This is a genomic window from Bowmanella pacifica (assembly GCF_014645355.1).
GTDB classification, from domain to species: domain Bacteria; phylum Pseudomonadota; class Gammaproteobacteria; order Enterobacterales; family Alteromonadaceae; genus Bowmanella; species Bowmanella pacifica.
Genome location: NZ_BMLS01000002.1, coordinates 817790 through 839177, shown reverse-complemented (window position 1 = coordinate 839177; position 21388 = coordinate 817790). Strand labels below are relative to the sequence as shown.

General features: G+C 50.2%; 17 protein-coding genes. 9 read left to right on the top strand and 8 right to left on the bottom strand.

Translation table 11 applies throughout. The features are described from left to right. Window positions 1-191 precede the first annotated feature (191 nt). Together hrpB and mrcB are read left to right on the top strand one after the other, a co-directional pair. Entirely contained in the window at window positions 192-2642 is a 2451-nt protein-coding gene (hrpB, locus tag IEX02_RS09860) for an ATP-dependent helicase HrpB (RefSeq protein WP_188693924.1), read from the top strand. After that, window positions 2642-4954, top strand: coding sequence for a penicillin-binding protein 1B (gene mrcB / locus IEX02_RS09855; RefSeq protein ID WP_188693921.1), 2313 nt, complete (start codon window positions 2642-2644; stop codon window positions 4952-4954). The genes hrpB and mrcB overlap by 1 nt, the downstream gene beginning before the upstream one ends. On the opposite strand, the gene IEX02_RS09850 is transcribed toward mrcB, so the two are convergent. Next, on the bottom strand, window positions 4951-7059 hold the full coding sequence (locus tag IEX02_RS09850; protein WP_188693918.1) for a tetratricopeptide repeat-containing diguanylate cyclase: 2109 nt from the start codon (window positions 7057-7059) through the stop codon (window positions 4951-4953). The genes mrcB and IEX02_RS09850 overlap by 4 nt on opposite strands. Before the next feature lie 218 nt (window positions 7060-7277). Between IEX02_RS09850 and IEX02_RS09845 the strand changes: the two genes are divergently transcribed. Beyond that, window positions 7278-8198: a GGDEF domain-containing protein gene (locus tag IEX02_RS09845; RefSeq protein ID WP_188693916.1), complete on the top strand. Its 921-nt coding sequence runs from the start codon at window positions 7278-7280 to the stop codon at window positions 8196-8198. 306 nt (window positions 8199-8504) lie between these two features. Here the strand turns inward: IEX02_RS09845 and hemL are convergent, their stop codons facing one another. The 5 genes from hemL to IEX02_RS09820 all read right to left on the bottom strand — a co-directional run bounded on the left by hemL (window position 8505) and on the right by IEX02_RS09820 (window position 13659). Then, entirely contained in the window at window positions 8505-9785 is a 1281-nt protein-coding gene (gene hemL / locus IEX02_RS09840; RefSeq protein WP_188693913.1) for a glutamate-1-semialdehyde 2,1-aminomutase, read from the bottom strand. A gap of 34 nt (window positions 9786-9819) precedes the next feature. Further along, complete coding sequence (locus IEX02_RS09835; RefSeq protein WP_188693911.1) at window positions 9820-10836, bottom strand: aspartate carbamoyltransferase; 1017 nt, start codon at window positions 10834-10836, stop codon at window positions 9820-9822. Between the two features lie 136 nt (window positions 10837-10972). Then, the gene (locus IEX02_RS09830) at window positions 10973-11464 is read right to left on the bottom strand and encodes a P-loop nucleotide/nucleoside kinase family protein (RefSeq protein WP_188693908.1); all 492 of its coding nucleotides are present in this window, start codon (window positions 11462-11464) and stop codon (window positions 10973-10975) included. A gap of 84 nt (window positions 11465-11548) precedes the next feature. Further along, complete coding sequence (locus IEX02_RS09825) at window positions 11549-11980, bottom strand: CopD family protein (RefSeq protein WP_188693905.1); 432 nt, start codon at window positions 11978-11980, stop codon at window positions 11549-11551. Beyond that, on the bottom strand, window positions 11977-13659 hold the full coding sequence (locus tag IEX02_RS09820; protein WP_188693902.1) for a chloride channel protein: 1683 nt from the start codon (window positions 13657-13659) through the stop codon (window positions 11977-11979). The genes IEX02_RS09825 and IEX02_RS09820 overlap by 4 nt, the downstream gene beginning before the upstream one ends. Before the next feature lie 92 nt (window positions 13660-13751). Between IEX02_RS09820 and IEX02_RS09815 the strand changes: the two genes are divergently transcribed. From IEX02_RS09815 to IEX02_RS09790, 6 genes are all read left to right on the top strand, one after another. Beyond that, the gene (locus IEX02_RS09815; RefSeq protein WP_188693899.1) at window positions 13752-14474 is read left to right on the top strand and encodes a DUF6776 family protein; all 723 of its coding nucleotides are present in this window, start codon (window positions 13752-13754) and stop codon (window positions 14472-14474) included. Window positions 14475-14556: 82 nt separating this feature from the next. After that, on the top strand, window positions 14557-14901 hold the full coding sequence (gene erpA, locus IEX02_RS09810) for an iron-sulfur cluster insertion protein ErpA (RefSeq protein WP_188693897.1): 345 nt from the start codon (window positions 14557-14559) through the stop codon (window positions 14899-14901). Between the two features lie 146 nt (window positions 14902-15047). Then, window positions 15048-16463, top strand: a complete 1416-nt coding sequence (locus IEX02_RS09805; RefSeq protein ID WP_188693894.1) for a transporter substrate-binding domain-containing protein — start codon at window positions 15048-15050, stop codon at window positions 16461-16463. A gap of 20 nt (window positions 16464-16483) precedes the next feature. Continuing rightward, on the top strand, window positions 16484-17059 hold the full coding sequence (locus IEX02_RS09800; protein WP_188693891.1) for a glutathione S-transferase family protein: 576 nt from the start codon (window positions 16484-16486) through the stop codon (window positions 17057-17059). Between the two features lie 214 nt (window positions 17060-17273). Further along, on the top strand, window positions 17274-19058 hold the full coding sequence (locus tag IEX02_RS09795) for a PLP-dependent transferase (protein ID WP_188693888.1): 1785 nt from the start codon (window positions 17274-17276) through the stop codon (window positions 19056-19058). A 75-nt stretch (window positions 19059-19133) separates the two neighbouring features. After that, on the top strand, window positions 19134-19553 hold the full coding sequence (locus IEX02_RS09790; RefSeq protein WP_188693885.1) for an SRPBCC family protein: 420 nt from the start codon (window positions 19134-19136) through the stop codon (window positions 19551-19553). Between the two features lie 56 nt (window positions 19554-19609). Here the strand turns inward: IEX02_RS09790 and IEX02_RS09785 are convergent, their stop codons facing one another. Both IEX02_RS09785 and IEX02_RS09780 read right to left on the bottom strand, forming a co-directional pair. Next, entirely contained in the window at window positions 19610-20071 is a 462-nt protein-coding gene (locus tag IEX02_RS09785) for an Lrp/AsnC family transcriptional regulator (protein ID WP_188693882.1), read from the bottom strand. An 18-nt stretch (window positions 20072-20089) separates the two neighbouring features. Continuing rightward, a complete protein-coding gene (locus IEX02_RS09780) occupies window positions 20090-21376 on the bottom strand; it encodes an OapA family protein (RefSeq protein ID WP_188693880.1) in 1287 nt (428 codons plus the stop codon). Between the last annotated feature and the right edge of the window lie 12 nt (window positions 21377-21388).

Below are 21388 nucleotides of genomic sequence, written 5' to 3'. Positions count from 1 at the left end.
TACTATGAAAGGGGCTGGGTGGGAATGCTAAGGCGAGGGGCTCTTCAGCTTGAAACATGGCATGATACAATCTGCGCACTTGTTGTCGTGCGCTAAACGCAAGTTGTCAATTTGTGCTGATAAGATGTTGTACCTACTTGGTTTGTCAGGCACTGAACCAGCTACTCTATCGCTAAGGTGAACTCCCGAGCATGTCCCTGCCCGTTGTCAGTATTAAATCCCGGTTACTTGAAGAGATTGACCATAGTAACGTTATCTTAAGTGCTCCCCCTGGTGCTGGTAAGTCGACAGTTATTCCGCTATGGCTGTTGGCACACCCTAGATTCAAAAATAAGAAGATCCTGATGCTGCAACCCAGACGGGTTGCTGTGCGTGCCATTGCGGGTTATCTGGCGTCTCAGTTAGGAGAGCCTGTGGGGCAGACCGTGGGATATCGAATCCGTGGGGAGAGTAAAACCAGCCATAATACTCGCCTGGAAATCCTTACCGAAGGCCTGCTGACCCGCAAATTGCAGCAGAATCCGGAGCTTGCAGATACGGCTGTGGTGATTTTTGATGAGTTTCATGAACGCAACCTGCATAGCGATTTTGCGTTGGCCCTGTGCCTGGAAAGTCAGGCCGCATTACGAGACGACCTACGTTTGCTGGTAATGTCAGCCACCTTGGACGAACTGGGGCTGGAAGCTGTGTTGCCTGATGCTGCCCGTTTACAAAGTGAGGGGCGCAGTTTTCCGATCGAATACCACTACCATGTACCGCCTTCTGCACAGCAATGGCTGCCCTTTATGGCCAATATTATTCGTCAGGCCCTAGCCCTGGAGGGCGGGGTGCTGGCGTTTCTACCGGGGGCCGGAGAAATTCGCAAGTTGGCGGAACTCTTATCATCGCAATTAGATAGCAATGTGCGGCTGCACTGTCTATACGGTGAACTGGGTAAGCAAGCACAAATGGCGGCGGTAGCGCCATTACCGGCAGGCATGAAAAAGTTGGTACTTGCTACCAACATAGCTGAAACTAGTCTTACCATTGAAGATATCAGTCAGGTGGTGGACTGTGGTTTGGAAAAGGTCGCGCGTTTTGACTTAAACCAGGGCGTTACTCATCTAAACACGCAACGAATTTCACAGGCCTCAGCCACACAGCGGGCAGGAAGGGCTGGGCGTACTGGAGCGGGTATCTGTTATCGGCTGTGGGGACAAGAGCAGCAGGCCCGAATGGCCACTCAGAGTCAGCCTCAAGTCCTGCTTGCTGATATCGCTCCCCTGATGCTGGAAGCTGCAGCCTGGGGCACAGAACTTACGGCCTTGCCCTTGTTGGATCCTCCCAGTTTGGCTCAACTTGCCCAAGGGCGGAAACTGCTGGAGCAACTACAAGCTGTGGATGCTGGTGGGCGTATTACCTCTCATGGTAAAGCCATGTGTCAGTTGGGTTGCCACCCTCGTCTGGCGAATATGATGTTGCATGCCAAGCAACAAGGTCCAAGTTCATTGACTTTGGCTTGTATTCTGGCGGCCTTATTGGAAAGTAAAGACCCACTGAAAAACGCACATACCTTGTGTATCAATGAACGCGTCGATTGGTTACAGCGCCATCGCCAAGACCCTATTATGCAACTCGCCTCAAGTTGGGCCAGGCGACTGGATAGCCCCTTAGCTGCAGACCTGAATAGCGCTGACGCGGGACAATTGTTGATGTTGGCATTTCCTGATCGTATTGCCAAAGCCCGTGGGGCTGGCCGTTATCTGCTCGCCAGAGGAATAGGCGTTAAGCTAGATGAACGTGACCCGCTGTGTGCCAATGAATACCTGCTGGTGGCTGACCTGATTCAAACTGGCAGCGGTGCAGATATTCGCGCCGGGTTAACGGCGCCACTTGCGCTGCGGGTTATTGAAGAGGGCGCAGGCCATTTATTTGAGGAGCAATTGAGCAGTGATTGGCATGAGGATGTCGGCCAGATAAGAGCGCGTAAATTACTGAAGCTGGGTAATATTGTGCTGCGCAATGAGGTCATGGCTAATCCCGGAAAAGCCCAGTTGGGACAAATCTGGGCGTCATTACTTTCGCAAAAGGGAGTATCATGGCTACCGTTGGGTGAAGCTGGCCTGCAATTTTTACGTCGTGTGCGCCTGGCGTGTGAATTCCTGGGGCAACCAGAACGTGCCGAGTGGACGGACGATGCGCTGCTGGACAGTCTGGCGGACTGGTTGATACCTTATTTGGATGAAGTGCGTACCTTCAAACAGTTGCAGGCATTGGATTTTGTCAGTTTGCTGCGCAACCGCTTAGATTGGAACTGTTCGAGTCTTATCGATAACGCCTTACCGACTCATCTGACAGTGCCCAGTGGCAGTCGCTGCAAACTGGATTATCAGGAAGACGGTCAGGTTACCCTGGCTGTGCGTATGCAGGAAATGTATGGTTTGGCCAGCACACCACGCCTGGCAGAGGGCCGTATTGAATTGGTGATTGAACTATTATCGCCCGCCAGGCGTCCACTGCAAAAAACCCGCGATTTAGCTGGCTTCTGGGCTGGCTCATATAAGGAAGTACAAAAGGAAATGAAAGGACGCTACCCCAAGCATTTCTGGCCGGATGACCCGGCAACGGCGCAAGCAACCACGCGAACCAAGAAGGCGATGTAATGAGTAAGAGTAAGGCGGGTAAGCCGTCCCGCAATCCGTTTAAGTGGCTATGGCGTCACAGCCTTAAGATTATATTGGTCAGTCTGGTGTGCCTGACGGCTTACTGTTTGTATCTGGATGCACAGATTAAAGATAAGTTCAGTGGCAATAAATGGCAGGTGCCCGCCCAAATTTATGCTCGGCCGATGTTGTTGCAGGTCGGTCAGGAACTGGATATGGATGAGGTGGTGGAAGAGCTGGAATGGCTTGCATACCGCCGTGTCTCGACAGTCAAAGGGAGCGGTCAGTATAGTCGGCAAGGCAACAAGTTAGTTTTTCATCGCCGCGCTTTTGAGTTTGCTGATGGTTTTGCAGATGAAGCCTTGGTGACATTAAATTTTGCCAAAGGCGAACTGACTTCCATACAGTTGGATGGTGGTAAAGCACAAAAGACCCTCAGGCTTGAGCCTTGGTTGGTGACCCGTTTTACCAATAGTAGCCAGGAAGATAGGATGCTGGTGGAACTGGCTGATGTACCTTCTGAATTAGTGCAAATGCTGTTGCTGGTGGAAGACCGGGATTTCTATCACCATTTCGGCGTGGCGCCTTTGGCTATTGTGCGGGCCTTAATTGCTAACCTTAGCGCCGGACGAGCGGTGCAGGGCGGCAGTACCCTAACCCAGCAGTTAGTGAAAAACTTCTTCCTCAGCCAGGAAAAATCACTCAGCCGTAAGCTCAATGAAGCGCTGATGTCATTGTTGATCGAGCTGCGCTACAGCAAAGATGAAATCCTCGAAGCATACCTGAACGAAGTCTTTTTAGGGCAAAACGGTGCCAATGCGGTACATGGGTTTGGCTTGGCCAGTTACTTTTATTTTGACCGGCCGCTAAATGAGCTGAGTGTTCCTGAAATGGCGATGCTGGTGGGGATCATTAAGGGGCCCTCATTCTTCAATCCCAGGCGCCATGAAGAACGGGTGACCGAACGACGCAATCTGGTACTGCGTCTTTACTTTGATGACCAGCAGGCTTCCGCCGCCGAATATGCAGCCTGGCTCAAAACGCCACTTGGTCTGGCGCAGGGTTCTAAGCTGGCCAAAGGTAAACATCCGGCCTTTATGGATCAGGTGCGGCGGGAATTACATGTTGCCTTACCGGATCCTTCTTTGCATCAAGCCGGCATTAAGATTTTTACTACCTTGGACCCACTTGCTCAGCGCAAGGCTGAGCAAGTGGTCAGTCAGGGGCTGAACAGCATAGAGAAACGTCGCAATATCAGTGACCTTGAAGCGGCCATGGTGGTGAGTGACATTGCGACCGGAGAGATACGTGCGTTGGTCGGCAGCCGCAATACCGATTATCAGGGATTTAACCGCGCCTTGGACGCCCGTCGACAGATAGGCTCGATCATTAAACCTGTGGTATATCTTACCGCGCTGGAGCAGCCGGCTTATTATAATCTGGCCACGCCGCTGAGAGATGAGCCGATTAAGTTAAAAAGCAGCCAGGGGCAGTTGTGGTCGCCACAAAATGCTGATCGAAAGTACCGTGGGGAGGTGTCTCTGTTGATGGCGCTCAGTCGTTCACTCAATGTGCCGACTGTTAGCCTGGGGATGGAAGTGGGCTTGAGTGAAATCGCTTACACCCTCAAGCGCCTGGGGGTTGAAGAAGATGTCAGTGAATACCCGGCGCTGACCTTGGGGGCAGCTGCTTTTACGCCGCTTGAAGTGAATCAGATGTACCAAACCCTAGCCAACGAAGGTTTATATATTCCCCTTCATAGCATTGATACGGTCACAGACTCTGATGGTCGTTTGATATGGCAACAGCAGGTGCACGCCGAGCGCCGTGCCGACCGTAAGGCGGTGTATTTGCTCAACTATGCGCTAAACAAGGTGACCCGGGATGGCACGGCCAAGGTGCTGAAGCAGACCTTCCCTAACCTGCATCTGGCAGGCAAAACTGGTACCACAGACGATTATCGGGATAGTTGGTATGCCGGTTTTGACCGCAACAATCTGGCCACGATCTGGTTAGGAAAAGACAATAACGACACCACAGGTTTGGCCGGCGCAAGTGGTGCCTTGCCCATTTACATCGAGTATTTAAAGCGCCAGCACCCCAAATCCTTGGTGAGACCTTTCCCGCAGGGATTGGGGATTGCCCATTTTGACAGCGTAACAGGTCAGCATATGCAGCCTGGCTGTCCTCAGAGTATCAGTGTACCTGCGGTGCTTGATGCCCTGGCAGCACCTAAGGACTGCGATGGTAAGCGTGAACCTAAACAGGCGCCTAAGAAGAAGAGTTTCTGGGAACGCTTGTTTGGTGACTAATCTGGCGTTGATGGCCAGCAGATATTGTCTATTGAGGCTTTAATAACTAACTTGTCCTGTTGAGCGAGTTGTGGCCAATGACAGGGCGGTGATGGCAGATAGGTTTTTTGCACGCCCTCAATGCCAATCCAGCAGTGCTTTCCCGACGATTTGGCCGCATACAGGCAGGCATCAGCAGCCTCCAGCACCTGCTGCCAGCCAATTTGTTGAGAATGCTCCGGTGCTAACGGAAAGCAGCAATATCCAATGGAACAACTTTTCGGCAGCAAGGTGCCGTCCGTTAAGGTAAAAGGGTGTTCAAGTACCGTGTCTAACAGACGCTGTGCCAGCTCGGCGGCCTGCTTTCGGTGTGTAAAACGGGAAATAACCAAAAACTCCTCACCGCCCCATCTCAATAGGTAGTCCGAGCCGCGGAATACCTGTTTCAGCAGGTCGGCAAATTGTTGCAAGACCAGATCGCCGGCACTATGGCCATACACATCGTTTACCTGTTTAAAGTCATCCAGATCCACCAGGAAAAACAATAAGTCCTGCTCGACGCTTTCGGGATGATCACGATGCAGCCGTAAGCTTCTTTGCAGATCCGGTTGCAGATTTTGCTCAAGAAAACGTCGGTTTCTCAGCCCGGTCAGCGGATCTGTGGTACTGGCTTGTTCTACCTGGCGATACGCTTCCTGCAATTCCTGATTTTTGGCATTTAACTGTTCGGTGCGCTGGGCCACCTGCTCGCTGAGGAGACGAGTTTGGCGGCGCTGGCTGTATTTTCCATATGCCAGAAACAGCACCAGAAAGCCGCTGGTCAGGGCGACTATCCATAGCGACCAAAAAAAACGCTCCCGTTCGGCAGCGGTAAGCTGCAGCTCCTGATCTTTTTTCAGTAAGGCAATTTCCTGAGCCCGGCGGGTAAATTCAGCCTGACTTTGCATGCGAGCCAGAGACTCGGCCCGGTGTTTGTCCATCAACTCGTCTTTTAGTTGCTGGAGTTTCTGTTGTGCAGAAAACGCCTGATAGAAGTCTTGCTGCTGTGCAAAGAGGTTGACGCTTAATGCTTCAAAATCCGCTTGTTTTTCCTTACTTTGTTGCTGTCTGGCCAGGGCGTAGCCTTGCTCTATATGCTGTTTGGCTAAATCAAGTTGCTTCTGTTTCAGGTACAGCTCGGCCAGTTGCAGATGGGCGTCGACATTGAGGTCGAGCACCTCTTTTTCCTGAACACCAAGCAAAGCGGTTTGCAGTAGTTGTTCGGCCAGAGACAGATTTCCGGCGGTAAATTCTATTCGTGCTTGCACTAATGTAGCCCACAGACTGTCGCGCTCGGCCTCGATGTGCCGGAACAGTTGCTGTGCTTCTTTTACCTGCTGCCGGGCTTCATCAAGGCGACCTAATTCCATTAAAACCGTGGCAACCTTAGTGTGACTGTAGGCAATGTTTTTAGGCTGACCGGAGTCTATATCCAGCCGCAATGCATCCTGGAAGTAGGTAAGGGCGGTGCTTTTATCGCCCAGGTCACGATGAATTTCGCCAATATTGTAAAACGCGGTCGCCAAACCGACGATATCGTTGTATTTACGGGCAATCTCCAGAGCACTGTTGTAGGCCAGCAGTGCTTCTTGCCAGGCACCCTGCCATTCGAGAGAGACACCAATGGCGGTGTAGGCGTCGGCCATCCCTTTTTCATCCCCGATACCTTTATATAGTTCAAGGGCTTCTTGGCTAAGGGTTAGCGCCTGTGGATGCTGGCCCTGTGTGCGCAGGTTGGCGGCTTTGGCATTTATCACTTTTGCCTGGGCTTGAAGATCCTGGGTTTGTTCCAGCACTTGTTGAGCGTGGTTTAACTGTTCAACAGAAGCGTCGATATCTCCCCGCTCCCGGGCAATCTCGGCTAATTCCAGCAATGCTCTGCCCTTATCAGACTGGCTGGCGCTGTCTTTAGCTAAGGATAAGGCTTGCTCGGCCAACCGCGTTGCCTGGGCTGTTTGACCCATTTCACGTTGTTGCCGCGCCTCTTCAAGCAATGTTCTGGCATAACTATCCTGTGCCAGAGCAGGCAAGGCGCAGCCCAGCAGCAAACAGAATATTAATGACAACAGATGCGGTGATTTGCTCATCCCTATCCCTTTTGATGCAACTTCCTTTCAACTCGTTGGCAAACGAAGAAGGTATCGCTCCTTGTTACCCATGCTAATATAGTTTTAACCTAAGTGTCACATTTGTAACCCGAACTTAGTGGTGTTTAACCTGTGTTTTAGCAAAACTCCCGCGCAGTAAAGGTGAGGAGTCGTTGCATTGAACATCCTTGTTGTCAGCTTGATAAAGCGGAGCCGACTTGAAGCAGAATCTTGAGCTATTGATGGAGATGTTGGCAGCGCTGCCCGATCCGGTGTTCGTGCTGTCTGAATCGGGTAAATACCTTGCCTTAATCGGTGGTCATGATGCCCGTTATTACCATGACGGTTCTCACTTAGTTAACTTCAGCTTGCATGACGTTATGCCAAAAGCGCGGGCCGACTGGTTTTTACAGCAAATTCAGCAAACCCTGGAAGAAGGACGTTTGCGTACTGTCGAATACTCCCTGGGGGCGCACGAAATAAAAGGCATGGAGCTGGCGGAGGGACCCGAACAGGATATTTGGTTTGAGGGGCGCGTTCAGCCGCTTCGCAGGCCATTTCGGGGCGAGCGGGCCGTGGTATGGGTCGCCCGCAATATTACCGAACACTACAACATGCAAAGGCAACTGAAGACGCTTTCAGAACAGGATGAATTAACCGGGGCCTATAACCGGCGAAAACTGATGGAGGCATTACAGGAACGGGTCGCCGAGTTTCATCGTTATTCCCACCCTTTATCGCTAATTATCTTCGACCTGGATCACTTTAAACGGGTAAATGATAAGTTTGGTCATGTGTCTGGCGACAAAGTGTTATTCAGTATCACGACTTTGTGCAACAAACAGCTTCGTCAGCAGGATCTGCTATGTCGCTACGGCGGTGAGGAATTTGCGGTATTGCTGCCCAATACCAACCTGGAAGATGCCGTTCAACTTGCTCAGCGGTTGCGTACCACTGTCGGCAGTTATGATTTTGAGCAGGAACTAGGGGAGTCTTACTCTATCACCATCAGCGCAGGGGTAAGCACGTTGACACCAGGAGATGACATAGAAAGCTTAATTAAAAGAGCCGACAGCGGGCTTTATCAGGCAAAAAATAGTGGCCGAAATTGTGTTATCGAAAAGGCTAGGCAATTGTAATAGCATTTTGTTTACATTGGTATTTCATTTTGATTGGCTAGACAGGAAGTTGTAGATGCATCAATTTTTCAGAAACACTGCCATTGTCATTCCGGATTGTTGTTAGACTCTGTCGTTTTTTTGTTGTGGTTCGCTAGTATTCTGCTGAAACCAACCAGTATTTGCTAAATACCCCTTTGCTAAAATGGTGTGCTTTAAGATTCAGGCAAGGAATTTCCATATCCAGATAATGTAGTGCGCTTTGTGGAGACATTCACCTGATATCATCACAAAGCGCCTACGTTTAGTTCATTCAAGCAGTTTTTCTTACAAACTGCCCAGCACTTTATCCGCTGCTGCCAGGGTTTGCTCGATAATCGTCTGATCATGACAGGCAGAGACAAAGCCAGCTTCATAGGAAGCGGGAGCCAGGTAGACGCCTTCAGCCAACATGGCGTGGTAGAAGCGGTTAAATTGCTCCTGATTACAGTTAATCGCTTGCTGGTAATTGGTCACCCGTTCGACGTCGGTAAAGAACAAGCCGAACATGCTGCCCGCGTAATTAATGCTCATGGGGATGCCGTGTTTATCCGCCAAGGCTTTAAAGCCTTCCGCCAATTGTTTGGTGGTTTGGCTGAGTTGCTCATACAAACCAGGTTGCTGAATGGCGGTGAGTGAGGCAATGCCGGCGGCCATAGCAACCGGGTTGCCGGATAAGGTACCAGCTTGATACACAGGTCCTGTGGGTGCGATATGGCGCATAATGTCGGCTTTACCGCCAAAGGCACCGACCGGCATGCCGCCACCGATAACCTTACCCAAACAGGTCAGATCCGGGGTGATACCATAATGGGCTTGCGCGCCGCCCAGAGCGACACGAAAACCTGTCATTACTTCATCGATAATCAACACCGAGCCATATTCATCACAAATGGCACGCAGACCTTGCAGAAAGCCATCAACCGGCGGGATACAATTCATATTGCCAGCCACAGGTTCGACGATAATGCAGGCAATCTGCTCACCCACCTCGGCAAATGCCTGACGAACGCTATTCAGATTATTGTATTCCACGGTCAGAGTATGCTGAGCGAAGTCGGCAGGGATCCCCGGCGAGCTAGGCACTCCCAAGGTTAAGGCGCCAGAACCGGCTTTTACCAGCAACGCATCGGCATGGCCGTGGTAACAACCTTCGAATTTCAGGATCTTGTCGCGTCCCGTGTAGCCGCGGGCCAAACGAATGGCACTCATGGTCGCCTCGGTGCCAGAGTTCACCATACGCACCATTTCCATTGACGGCACTAATTGGCTAACCAGTTCTGCCATCTGTACTTCGACTTCGGTGGGGGCACCGAAGCTTAAGCCTTTGTCCACAGCGTCCAACACTGCCTGACGAATGGCAGGGTGATTATGGCCCAGCACCATAGGGCCCCAGGACTGCACATAGTCGATATAGCGTTTTCCATCGGCGTCGAACAGGTAGGGGCCGTCAGCCCGTTCAATAAACAGCGGTGTGCCGCCCACCGCTTTGAAGGCACGAACCGGTGAGTTAACGCCACCGGGAATATGCTGCTGGGCACGTTCGAACAACTGAATGGATTTTTGCATGTTAACAGCCTGAATTAGTTAAAAGAAAAAAGGATTAGATATTCTGTTTATTGCTGTACCACTGCACTTCGCAATCGTACTTCTCGACTATGTTCTCGACGCCCAGGGTTAAAGCGAACAGGGCCATACGGATTAGCACGCCATTATCCACCTGGCGGAAAATGGCCAGATTAGGGTTGAGATTCAAATCGTTGTCCAGTTCATTGGCATCTGCACGGGAGTCTCGCGGTAGCGGGTGCATAATCACGGTCTTGGACTGGAAGTGGCGGGTATAAATATCCTGGTTCAGACGGAATTTACCCCGGTATTTGTTGGCTTCATCTTTGCTCGTGAAACGCTCTTCCTGAACGCGGGTTTGATAACAAATATCCGCATCTACACTGCCTTCCAACTGATCCGTTATCCGCAGGCTGTGGCCTGCATTTTCTATTTCATCCATGATGTATTGCGGCATGGCCAATTCCTGCGGGGAGATCAGGGTAAAGCGGATGTTCTTATACAAGCTCAGCAGTTTGGATAGCGAATGTACGGTGCGACCATGTTTAAGATCGCCGATCATGGCGATATGCATGCCTTCTATGCTGTCACCGTGGAACTGCAGTTCCTTGCTGATGGTATAGAGATCCAGCAAGGCCTGAGTGGGGTGCTCATTGGGGCCGTCACCACCATTGATGACCGGCACACGGCTGCCTTCGGCAAATTCGGCCACCGAGCCTGCATCTGGGTGACGCATGGCAACGATATCCGAATAACTGGATAGCACTCTGGCGGTATCAAACAGCGATTCACCTTTGGATAGGGCCGATGTAGCCATACCGGCGGTTTCTCGTACCTCGCCTCCCAGCAGATTAAATGCCGTGCCAAAACTCACCCGGGTACGGGTGCTGGCTTCAAAAAACAGGTTGCCCAGAATGGCACCATCCAGCACTTTAGTGCGCTTTTGGCGATGCGCGTAGGGGCGCATTTTATCCGCCACCTGAAACACTTGCTGGATGTTGTCGCGATTGAACTGATCGACAGAAAGAATGTGCTGACCTTTGAACTGGCTCATGGGGATATCGGCTTGATTGGGAGTAGACGGATTTTAGCAAGACCAGAGGGGGAAGACTATCCCAGCGCTGGGTTGCCTGGCTTTTTATCTGTGCTTTTTAAGGTTTAGCCAACCGAGGCTGGCTAAACGCCGAGAGCTAAAGACCAATGTCCTTATGGCTGACAATATTCAGCTTTTCATGATCACTTGGGCATTCGAAGAATCCCGTGACATGCCGGAACACGGCCTCGGTATCGAAGTTGGCGCGCTCAGGCTGTTCAAGGCGGCGTTTTGCAATCTGGGTCAGGCATTGCTCGTCGCTGATATCTAGGTAGATAAGCTGATGAGGACAGTCAATTTCGTTGCAAAGGGAGATAAACCAAGCCCTTTGCTTGACAGTATTGGCCGGAAAATCCCTCACTACATTGGTGCCGCTGGTTAGAATCTGCTGCACATGCTGCTTCATAAAGGGTTTGATGGCTCTTGATAACCTTAGGTAGTCGTCGAATGTCTCGATTTGGGCGGGATAATGTGCCGCTAGCCAGTTATCTTCCGAAATGTGAACTCCATGGTGATCAGATGCCACCCGTTGTGACCAGGTAGACTTACCGGCCCCCATTTTTCCACAGAAGAAAAAAAGTGTTCCCATTGTCAAAACATCTATCTCCCTATATGCCTAAACAAAACTGCAGCAGCGCTTAGGTAAAGCCTAATCAACCTTGTCACTACAGGCTTAAAGCAGTGGCTTGACTACGGCCAGACAAACTATTGCCAGTAATATCAATACCGGCGCTTCGTTTAAAAAACGGTAGAAGCGCGGTGAATGGTGATTTTCATCCCGGCCGAATTGCTTAAGTAAACGATACAGATAAAAGTGATAGGCATAAATGACAATCACACCGACTAATTTGTAATGCAGCCACATGGACGCGCGAAACCAGTCGCGGCCATAGGTAAAGATGAGCGCCAGGCCAAATACCAAGGTGAGTACGGCAAAGGGGGTTACAAACCACCACAAGCGGCGTTCCATGACCTTAAACTGGTCTTTAACCGCTTGGTTGTCCGTTTGTGCATGGTAAACAAACAGCCTTGGCAGATAAAAAATCCCAGCCATCCACGCCACCATAAAGAAAATATGCAGGGCTTTAAGCCACAAAATCATCAATATTGCTCCTTCATCAATTGGGCTCGCAGACTGTTCCAGGTGATCACGCCGATGATATCGCTGGGGGTATCTTCATAGATATACACCGCGCCATCACGGCCAGCCTGGAGTATTTCATAAACTTCGGCCAGGGTGGCCTGAGCAGGCGCCCCCTCCATCACTACGTATTTAAGTGGGTGACTTTGATCGGGACTCAAGCTGACATCAAACTGCACCAGTGAATATTGCATGCCAATTTCAAAATCTTGAGCTAGTACCAATAAATCTGTGGGGTGCTGTTGCAAGTGGGCCAGCATGGGGTGCTCAGGGCTATCATGAAACAGCTTAAAATCCTGTCTTGCTTCGGCCATAACACCGGTTTTTTGCAGATGCTCCCGTATAGAGGAGGTGGTATAGCTGAGTTTCTGGTAATCCAACTGGCGAATAAAAATGGAGCGGTTTTTGAACAATTGTGTCGAGGTGACATAAGCCGGCACGATAACCAGCATGGCCGGCAGAATGATTTCGGGTGATAGCGACAGCTCCATGGCCGCCGACAATGCTGCCAAGGGGGCATGCAATACCGCACTGAGTAAACCGGCCATACCTAATAACGCGAAGGTGCCGGTATAGGCCGAAGTATCCTCCACAAACCACCCCAGAGGTAGTAGCATGATGGCGCCGCTTAGCACACCCATGCCTATTACGGGGCCTATCACTCCTCCTGGTACTCCCAGGCCCAGCGCTATCAGGGTTAGCAGAAATTTGGCAGCCAGAATGGCAAAGAGCAGCAGCAAATTATCCGGTGAACTGACGACAAACTGGATTGAGCTCATTCCCGAGCCCATGGCCTGGGGAAGTAAGTAGCCTACCATGCCGGTTAACAAACCTGCCAACAGCAGGCGACTGGCCATATTCAGTGGCCTGAACCAGCGAATCATATTCATCAACTGATTATTGAATAATGTCGCCATGGCACCCAGTAAGATGCCGACGGGGATGAGGTATAAATAGAACCAGTTGCTAAACTGGCCAAAGTTTAATAACGCCAGTTCGCTGCCATCTCCGAATACCAGGCGGGTTAATACCGAGCCACAGGCTGCTGCCAGCATAACCGGAATAAAAATGTGGATCTTATATTCGCGAAGTACCACTTCCATTACAAATATCACCGCCGCAAAAGGCGTGTTAAAGGAAGCAGAAATACCCGCCGCAATACCACATCCGGCCAGTATGCGAATACTGTTATAGGGCAGTTTTAGCCATTGCCCCAGAAAGCTGCTGCCTGCTGCGCCCAAATGTACGCTAGGGCCTTCGCGGCCGACCGAAAAGCCAGACGCCAGTGCAATCACGCCACCAAAAAACTGATTGATGCTGGTACGTAAAGGTATGTGTCCGTAACGATGCTTAACCCGGTGAATAACATAGGGAATACCCATACGGTAATGTTTGAAACCTGTGATAAAGGCGAACAACAGGATTAGCACAGCACCGATAATAGGCAGAATAAATCGGTCAACCGCATCCATAGTGGTGAAATTGTCGCCCTGTTGCAGGTACAATCCCTGCAATAATTCGATGGTCAGGCGAAACAGAATTATTACTGTTGCCGCGCACACACCACCAACAATGCCGAGCAGGCAAAGTTGCACTGAGGTTCGTGGGTGAGCAAGTTCCTGGCGCAGTCCCTGTAAATTCATGCTGTGGCTGGCTGTACTTTTGGCTCAAGTCTACCACAACTCTGCGGAAGAAAACCCTGATATGACAGACACTTTGGTCAAAGAGGAAACGAATGTTGCTGTCCCCTAAAGCATTAAAAATGAAGTTGGGTGCCATGCGCTTTTATTGGCTGATGTTCGCCTTGTTAGCACTGGCCGTTTACCTTGGAATAAGATGGGGCAACCATCAGTATGTTTATCAGGCGCGCCAAATCGCTGCGTTGGAAGAAAGTCTGGCGAATGTTACACAAGAGAATAACAGGCTGATTAAAAGCTTGAATATTCTGGGTGTTGAACTGGAAGTCGAACGCTTGGCCAGTCAGCAAATGCAGGGTAGCCTGACTCAGAATCTGCAAAAACAGGCTGAGATTCGCCGAGAGTTGTCGTTCTACCAGAAAGTCATGGCGCCGGAAACGCAAGAGCAGGGGGTAGTGGTAGATTCCCTGGATATTGAAGCCACCAAGAGTCCAGGTTACTTTCGCTTTGCTCTGGTGATGATGCAAAAGAATAAGCGTAAGGATTTGGTTCAAGGCCAGGCTCAGGTGGTTATCTACGGCAGCCAGGATGGGGTGCCAGCTCAGTTGGTGCTTACTGACCTGATGGATTCTGAACAGAAAGCGTTAGGCTTCAGGTTTCGTTATTTTGAAGTGTTAGAAGGGCTCTTTAAGTTGCCGGAAGGCTTTATCCCGCAGCGGCTGGAAGTGGATTGCAATCTCACCAAGCCGAAGCGGGGTGAATTAAAGCGCACTTTTGAATGGTTGCTGTCGGTGTCGGAAACGGCCGAACTGAATAGTTGATAGAAATAGTCGGGTATAAGATAATAGCTACCGAATGTCGCAGTCGTTATTGCGGCTGCAATTATCCTGATTGAGGTTAAAGATGTCTGTCGAGTCAGCCTATCCTGTTGAATTCTCCGATGCGGCGGCGCGTAAAGTCAAAGCATTGATTGAAGAAGAAGAGAACCCGAATCTGAAATTACGGGTGTTTGTTACTGGTGGTGGCTGTTCTGGCTTTCAGTACGGTTTTACCTTTGATGAGAAGGTCAATGACGGTGACACCACCATAGATAAAGACAGTGTCACTCTGGTGGTGGATCCTATGAGTTTGCAATACCTGGTGGGAGGCATTGTAGACTACAGCGAGGGCCTGGATGGCAGTCGTTTTTTGGTGAATAACCCCAATGCCACCACTACTTGTGGTTGCGGTTCCAGCTTTAGCATCTGATTGATTTGGCCCGCTTTTTGTGGGCCAACAGCTTTTCAATTGAAGCCGTTTTCGGCTTAACCCGCCCCCTAAAGTAAAATTCATATACAAATAGTTAACGCGCTCTAGTATGGTATTAATTCTTACTTAGCTTGAGCTTGTTGCATTTGAATAGACATTGGCAAACCGGCCTGATGCGCTGGGCCTGGTCATTCCTCTTGGCGTTAAGCTGTCCTGTGTTAGTTGCCGACGAGCTAAAAACACTGAAGATGGATAGCCCCATTCAGCCTGATAGTCCGCACAGCCTGTTTGTGGGGGAGCTGTTGGGAAATGCCTATGCGTCACTGGGTTATCGTTTGGAACTTGAGTCCATGCCCCTTGGGCGAAGCTTCATTGAGGCTGATGAAGGGCGTTTGGATGGTTTGCGGGACAGGGGGCAAAGTATAGCTAACGCCTATCCGCATCTGATTCGGGTTCCTTTCCCGCTCTATGACTTTAATCTGGTCTTGCTGGCAGATCGGCGTCGATGCGGGCTGTGCGAGCTGAGCGATATGAATAGCCTGGTGACCTTGCGAGGCTTTCAGTTTCAGGAAGATTATTTCAACGCACAGGCGGTGCATCCACCGCTCATTAAGCTGGGTGACACCAAGGCCGTTTTGGATATGCTGACGCTTAAACGGGTGGATGCAGCGGTATTGACCGAACTGATTGTGCCCCCCAGTTTTTACCAAAGCTCGGCCCATTGGATTCAGTACCCGTTAGACAGCGCGTCTATTTTTCATTATCTGCATGCCAAACATGCCGCTCTGGCCAGAAGGCTGGTCAGCAAACTGGAAGAAATGGAATTAACCGGTGAAGTCTGGCAGTTGCGGCAAAAATACGGCATCCCGCCGATCCATATTGCCCCTTCGCTAGGCCCTGCGGGAAAAATTTCTGCCATTTCCGGTAGCTGGCAAGGTTATACCGACACGCCTCAGGCCACATACTGGCGTATGTTAAGGCGAGCCTTTGCCGAGCAGCGCGTTGAGGTTGAAACGCGGCCCTCCAACTGGAAGCGGGCCAAGCAGGCGTTTGCTGAAGGCCGGTTTGATATGCTGATCGGCGCATATGCTTTTGAAATACCGCCAGGTATGCTGCGCTCCGATGTGCATATTGATTATGAATATCCCGTTGTGGCAGTCGGTCCTGATGCACAAAGTTTGGCTTTGATGCTGGATAGAGGAGAGCCGGGCAAAGCTTGCCAGGTGCTAGGTTATGAATTTGCTAAATGGCTACCGGCCAATATCGAGGTATATGAAGCCAGCACGGCGCAGAACTGCCTTAAACTGTTGCAGAGCCAGCGGGTGGATATGCTGGTGGACTTCAGTTACAACCTGAGCGATGAGGAGCGGATAAGCTTAGCGCAGCGCGAGATTAAAGAAGCTCTGCCTCTGTTTGTTGCATTTCAGAACAGTAGCCGCGGTCATTTGCTGAAGAAGATCTTTGAACAGGGCTTTCGCGACTTGGTTGCTTCTGGAGAGGTGGCCAGCTATTTTCCTGAACAACTTAGTTATCGTCAGGCTCGTCTGACAAAATCCCCTTAACCCTCAAATGGAGCATTGCCATGCTTAAGCTTTACGGCTCAAATACCTCACCCTTTGTGCGCCGTTTACGCCTGCTGCTAGTTAATCAGCAACATGAGTATATTAATATGCAGATTTTCGACGGCGCGGATAGGGAACTACTGCGCTCGTTAAACCCGACCCTGAAGATTCCTATGCTGGATAATGACGGTGAGGTAATTTTTGATTCACGAGTGATTTTCCGCTATCTGAGCGACAAGCTGGGACTGCCCAGATTGAGTTGGGGACAGGAAAACATCCTGACCCTGATTGATTCGGTCAACGATGCCTTGGTACAGGCGCTGTTAATGCAGCGCTCAGAGGTGGCAGCGGATACGGAAAAATTGATCTTCCGTTTGCAGCAGGAACGTATTGAATCCGTGTTTGCTGAGCTGGAGAAGCTGGCCGGAGAAGGGGCATTTGATGCATGGGACTATCCGTCCATTTGTTTGTATTGCCTATTGGACTGGGCACTGTTTCGCGAATTACACAATGTACTGGCTTATCCGGCACTTGCTGCATTTCATGCTAAACACCATGCTAAGCCACAAGTGCAGGCAACGGATCCCAGATTGTAGAAAGGTTTATACTATGTGGCGGCCCTTATTCTTCGGCCGCCTTTTTATTTGATTCGCCAAACGTCATTTTACTCCTTTCCCTGAGCTGAACTAAATCAGAAAGCGTGTCATTCGGCTTGATGATGTGATTTTGTATTTAATTTGTTAGATATTTGTTTATTTGGAATATAATTCTGATTAATCTGTTGATGTTTTAACCAAATTAGGTAGGGTTATGTCAGATATTATTCAACAGGCAAAGCTGCTCTCTCCCCGTCGCAATAGCTCCCATGCTCAGTCGATGCAGGAGTTGGCACAGGAGCAACTGCAACATTTCGGGATAGATGCAGCATCGGAATATGGGCAGGCCCTCCACCAAGCGGCGCTGCATCTTTATCAAACTCAGGGTGATATTGCCCGGCTTTGGCAAGTTACCCAGGACACGTTAGAGGGACTTAGCCGGGAAGATAAGATCGCTCGTTTCAATGCTAAAAAGTTTTTATCATTTCAGATTGCTAAAGTATTGGATACCCTGCAAAACCCCTTTAGAGCGGTACATCAAAGCCTGCATCGCCAACAAGGATCGCAGCTGGCTCGCAATCATTATCCGCTGTTTGATAATGTAACAGCGCTGTTTTCTGCCACCCCGGTAGTGGTGCGAACAGCGACCTATGTGTACGCCTGTACTGAATGGGTGGATGATGCTTTTCAGGGGAAAGAAGCGACCCATCAGATTTATTCGCGTTTGTTAAATCCAACCGCTATTTCACTGGCCAATGCTATCGTTGATCTGGAGGCTGGGCCTTATGCTGGAGAATATCTGGCCTGGAACTTTAATTCAGGTATGGCGGCTATTGATGGCATGCTTTCCAACGTATTGCGACATGGTGACGTGTTAGTGGTCTCGCGCAATATTTACGGTGGGGTATTCCAGCTTTTGCATGACTATTTTGCCCGTTCGGATCGTCTGGCAATTCAGCTCGAGTGGTTTGACGGTTATCAGGCTGATGAGTTTGCCGTTTTTTTAGATAAGGTGAAGAGTAAACATACCCAGCGTTTGGCGCAGGGCAAAAAGCTGCATGTTTACTTAGAATCTCCCTGTAACCCTCATGGGTATGTGTTGGATGTGCCCGGTATTTGTCGCCTTGCTCATCAGGATGAGCACCTTGTGATGCTGGATGCGACGTTGGCGACACCGGTGCTGAGTCAGCCATTGCAATGTGCCGACCGAGCTGAGCGTCCGGATTATCTGGTGCACAGTTATACCAAGGATATCTGTGGAAGCGGTGCCACTACGGCTGGGGTAGTGATAGGCGAAAATCATCGCATGTTTCAGGCCAAGGGCGACAACGTTAATGGTGTGGATTGGTCACAAACCATGTTCTGGGATGTGTTCTATATTAAAGGCGCGTTTCTTGACTCTGAAAAAGCCTTCGATGTCCTCAACGGTATGAAAACCCTGGAGCAGCGTATGTTATCCAAGGTGATTAATACCCAGGTATTCTGCCGCTTTTTGGCTTCTCACCCGGATTTTAGGGTCAACAGTCACGCGGTTGAGGGGCACCCTAATGCCGGATTACGCAATAAATTGATGCGCCATGGTTGGCCTTGCTCACTCTTTACCGTGGATATGGAAGGGGCCAGTCTGGACAGGCAGACTTTTGTGCGTTTCTTTGACTCGCTTGAGCCAGCATTCAGCCATCAGGTCTCTATTGGCCAGAACAACACTATAATTTTATGTCCGGCGCTCACGTCTCATTCTGAATTGGCCGAAGCTGACCAACATGCCGCCGGCATATTTCTGACCACTATGCGGGTGGCCATGGGCACGGATAATGTCAAGGAGCTGATTGCTCAGTTTATTCAAAGCGCCAGGTTGCATATTGATCCGCTAAGGCCGGGTTTCACTGATAAGTTTATGTCGCCGGCCGATATTGATGCCCTGTATCAAAGTGTGGCCCTAAGCAGTGCCGGGCAGCATTATAGCTCCGGCCCTAGTATGGCTGCGTTGTTGAGCTAAGTTGCCAATAAAAAGATTGCAGAGAATGCCCTGTCTGCCGATGATAGGGCATAGCCGTTTTTTGTTGGACAACCTATGTATCAATTCACCCTGAATGTTAAGTTTGATGCGCCGCTGTCGCGCTTGTTTGAAGCCTGGTACAAGACCGAGTTGATGCAACAATGGTGGGCGCCTGGCGATCTACAGGTCGCGCAAATAATGTCCAGCTTTCAGGAAGGGGGAAAGTTTCGTTTGGTGATGCAGGATGCAGAGTTTAATCAGCACATCGTCATGGGCGAGTATCTGCAAATTAAACAAAATGAGAAACTGGTATTCAGCTGGCAATGGCAGGACAGTGAGCTTGTGAGTGAAGTGAGTCTGGACTTCGCCAGCGTTAACCCGCACACCTCTGAGCTAACCCTGACTCATAGTGGCTTTACTGACCAGGCTATGGCCGATGACCATCAGGCTGGTTGGGTAGGGTGTTTAGAAAAACTGTCGTTGCTGACGTTATAACAGCTGAGTAGGGTGGGGTTGTCGAGACTAGTGTTTTTTATGTCAGTTGCCGAAGCTTAAAACTTCGGCAAACTTTGGCTCTGACAATAATCATAAACCAGTGCTGTTTCGACGTGATTAACTTCTGCCCTGGCGGTCACAGCGTTAAACACGAAGTCACGCAAATGGTGAGTATCTGCGACTGTGACATGGACAAAAAAGTCATTTTCACCGCCCATATGGTAAAGGCGCATCACTTCCGGCATGGGCAGCAGGTCGGCCATAAAGGCATCCACGGTTTCTCTGTTGTGATTGGATAGCCGCACGGCAATCATGGCCTGAATATGCCCTCCCAGGGCATTCATATTCAGTGTCAGGCTGCAGCCTTGTATCACTTGTTCGACCTGCAGTCGCTTAACGCGCTCCAGACAGGAAGAAGGGGCCAAGCCAACGCGACTGGCCAACTCTTTGTTGGTCAATCGCGCGTCCTTGTACAGCAGAGCTAATATCTGCAGATCCATATTGTCTAAGGGGCGCATGATAGGTGCGAAAGTGCCTCAACGCATGGCCAGCATAATGCGGCGATTGTTTTCCAGATGGGTCATATACTGTTCTGCCAGGGCTATGAACTTAACCTTGTCCTGTTTGGCAATGGGTTCTGCCTTGGGAAGGGTGACGGTACGTGGATTACGATGCACGCCGTCAACCAGGAACTCATAGTGCAGGTGTGGCGCCTGGGACATACCAGTAGAACCCACATAGCCTATCACCTGACCTTGCTTAACGGTTTGACCTTTTTTCACCGCGCGTTTGGAGAAATGCAGGTATTTGGTCATGTATTTTTCACCGTGCTGCACAAACACATAGTTACCGTTGTATTTGTTGTAGGCCGATGCCACGACCTTACCATCACCAGCTGCGACCACAGGCGTACCGGTGTTGGCGCGATAGTCGATTCCATTGTGGGGCTTGACCCGCTTTTGAATGGGATGAAAGCGCTTGGGGTTGAAATTGGAACTGATGTATTTGAAGTTCACCGGTGCGCGCAAGAAGCTTTTACGCATACTGCGGCCCTCAGGGGTATAATAGTTACCGTCCTCGTAACGAACCGCCTGATACACTTCACCCTGGTTACTGAATTCTGCCGCCAGAATCTTACCGTACCCAATAAATTCACCGTCGATAAATTCTTCTTCAAAGACCAGATTGAAGCTGTCGCCTTCTCGCAGTTCCAAGGCAAAATCGATATCCCAGCCAAAGATATTGGCCAGGCTCATAATTTGTGCTTCCGACATGCCGGCTGCAATCCCCGCGTTCCAGAAACTGCTCTTAATAGCACCACTGGCATAGCCGAGGCGTACATCCACGTCTTTACTTTCAATGCCGCTGGCCAGAAGCCCTTGATCATCGGGCTGGATATACAAGGTTTCTGTTGCTGAAATATTGTAGCTCAGCGCTTGAAATTGCCCTTGATCATCAATGGCCAAACGCAATATATCGCCGGGCATCATTTTCAGCAGCGCTTTGGCATCTTTTCCGGCATTGGAAACTTTGTAGGTGTCCTGAGGGCTCAATCCGGCGCGGGAAAAAATCTTGGCCAGGTTGTCGCCACGCTCAACCTTGAACTTTTTCCACTGGAAACGATTCTCGCTGATCTGCTGGGCTGGCAATTCATCTACCGATAACTGCAACGGGTAACGTTTACCCAACTCCAGCTCTTCGGTTTGACGCGATGCAGTAGCCGGCTCAGATGGCAGTACAAATGCCAAAAAGGCCACCAGGCTTAAACCGGCAATCATCCACTTATGTGGCTTGGGTAGTTGTTTTAAGGTTTGCTTGACCACCTACTACAACCT

Bases quoted from the DNA above. Each gene is read 5' to 3' on its own strand.
- hrpB (WP_188693924.1), top strand. From the start codon at position 192: ATGTCCCTGCCCGTTGTCAGTATTAAATCCCGGTTACTTGAAGAGATT.
- mrcB (WP_188693921.1), top strand. From the start codon at position 2,642: ATGAGTAAGAGTAAGGCGGGTAAGCCGTCCCGCAATCCGTTTAAGTGG.
- IEX02_RS09850 (WP_188693918.1), bottom strand. From the start codon at position 7,059: ATGAGCAAATCACCGCATCTGTTGTCATTAATATTCTGTTTGCTGCTG.
- hemL (WP_188693913.1), bottom strand. From the start codon at position 9,785: ATGCAAAAATCCATTCAGTTGTTCGAACGTGCCCAGCAGCATATTCCC.
- IEX02_RS09835 (WP_188693911.1), bottom strand. From the start codon at position 10,836: ATGAGCCAGTTCAAAGGTCAGCACATTCTTTCTGTCGATCAGTTCAAT.
- IEX02_RS09830 (WP_188693908.1), bottom strand. From the start codon at position 11,464: ATGGGAACACTTTTTTTCTTCTGTGGAAAAATGGGGGCCGGTAAGTCT.
- IEX02_RS09820 (WP_188693902.1), bottom strand. From the start codon at position 13,659: ATGAATTTACAGGGACTGCGCCAGGAACTTGCTCACCCACGAACCTCA.
- IEX02_RS09815 (WP_188693899.1), top strand. From the start codon at position 13,752: ATGTTGCTGTCCCCTAAAGCATTAAAAATGAAGTTGGGTGCCATGCGC.
- erpA (WP_188693897.1), top strand. From the start codon at position 14,557: ATGTCTGTCGAGTCAGCCTATCCTGTTGAATTCTCCGATGCGGCGGCG.
- IEX02_RS09800 (WP_188693891.1), top strand. From the start codon at position 16,484: ATGCTTAAGCTTTACGGCTCAAATACCTCACCCTTTGTGCGCCGTTTA.
- IEX02_RS09795 (WP_188693888.1), top strand. From the start codon at position 17,274: ATGTCAGATATTATTCAACAGGCAAAGCTGCTCTCTCCCCGTCGCAAT.
- IEX02_RS09790 (WP_188693885.1), top strand. From the start codon at position 19,134: ATGTATCAATTCACCCTGAATGTTAAGTTTGATGCGCCGCTGTCGCGC.
- IEX02_RS09785 (WP_188693882.1), bottom strand. From the start codon at position 20,071: ATGCGCCCCTTAGACAATATGGATCTGCAGATATTAGCTCTGCTGTAC.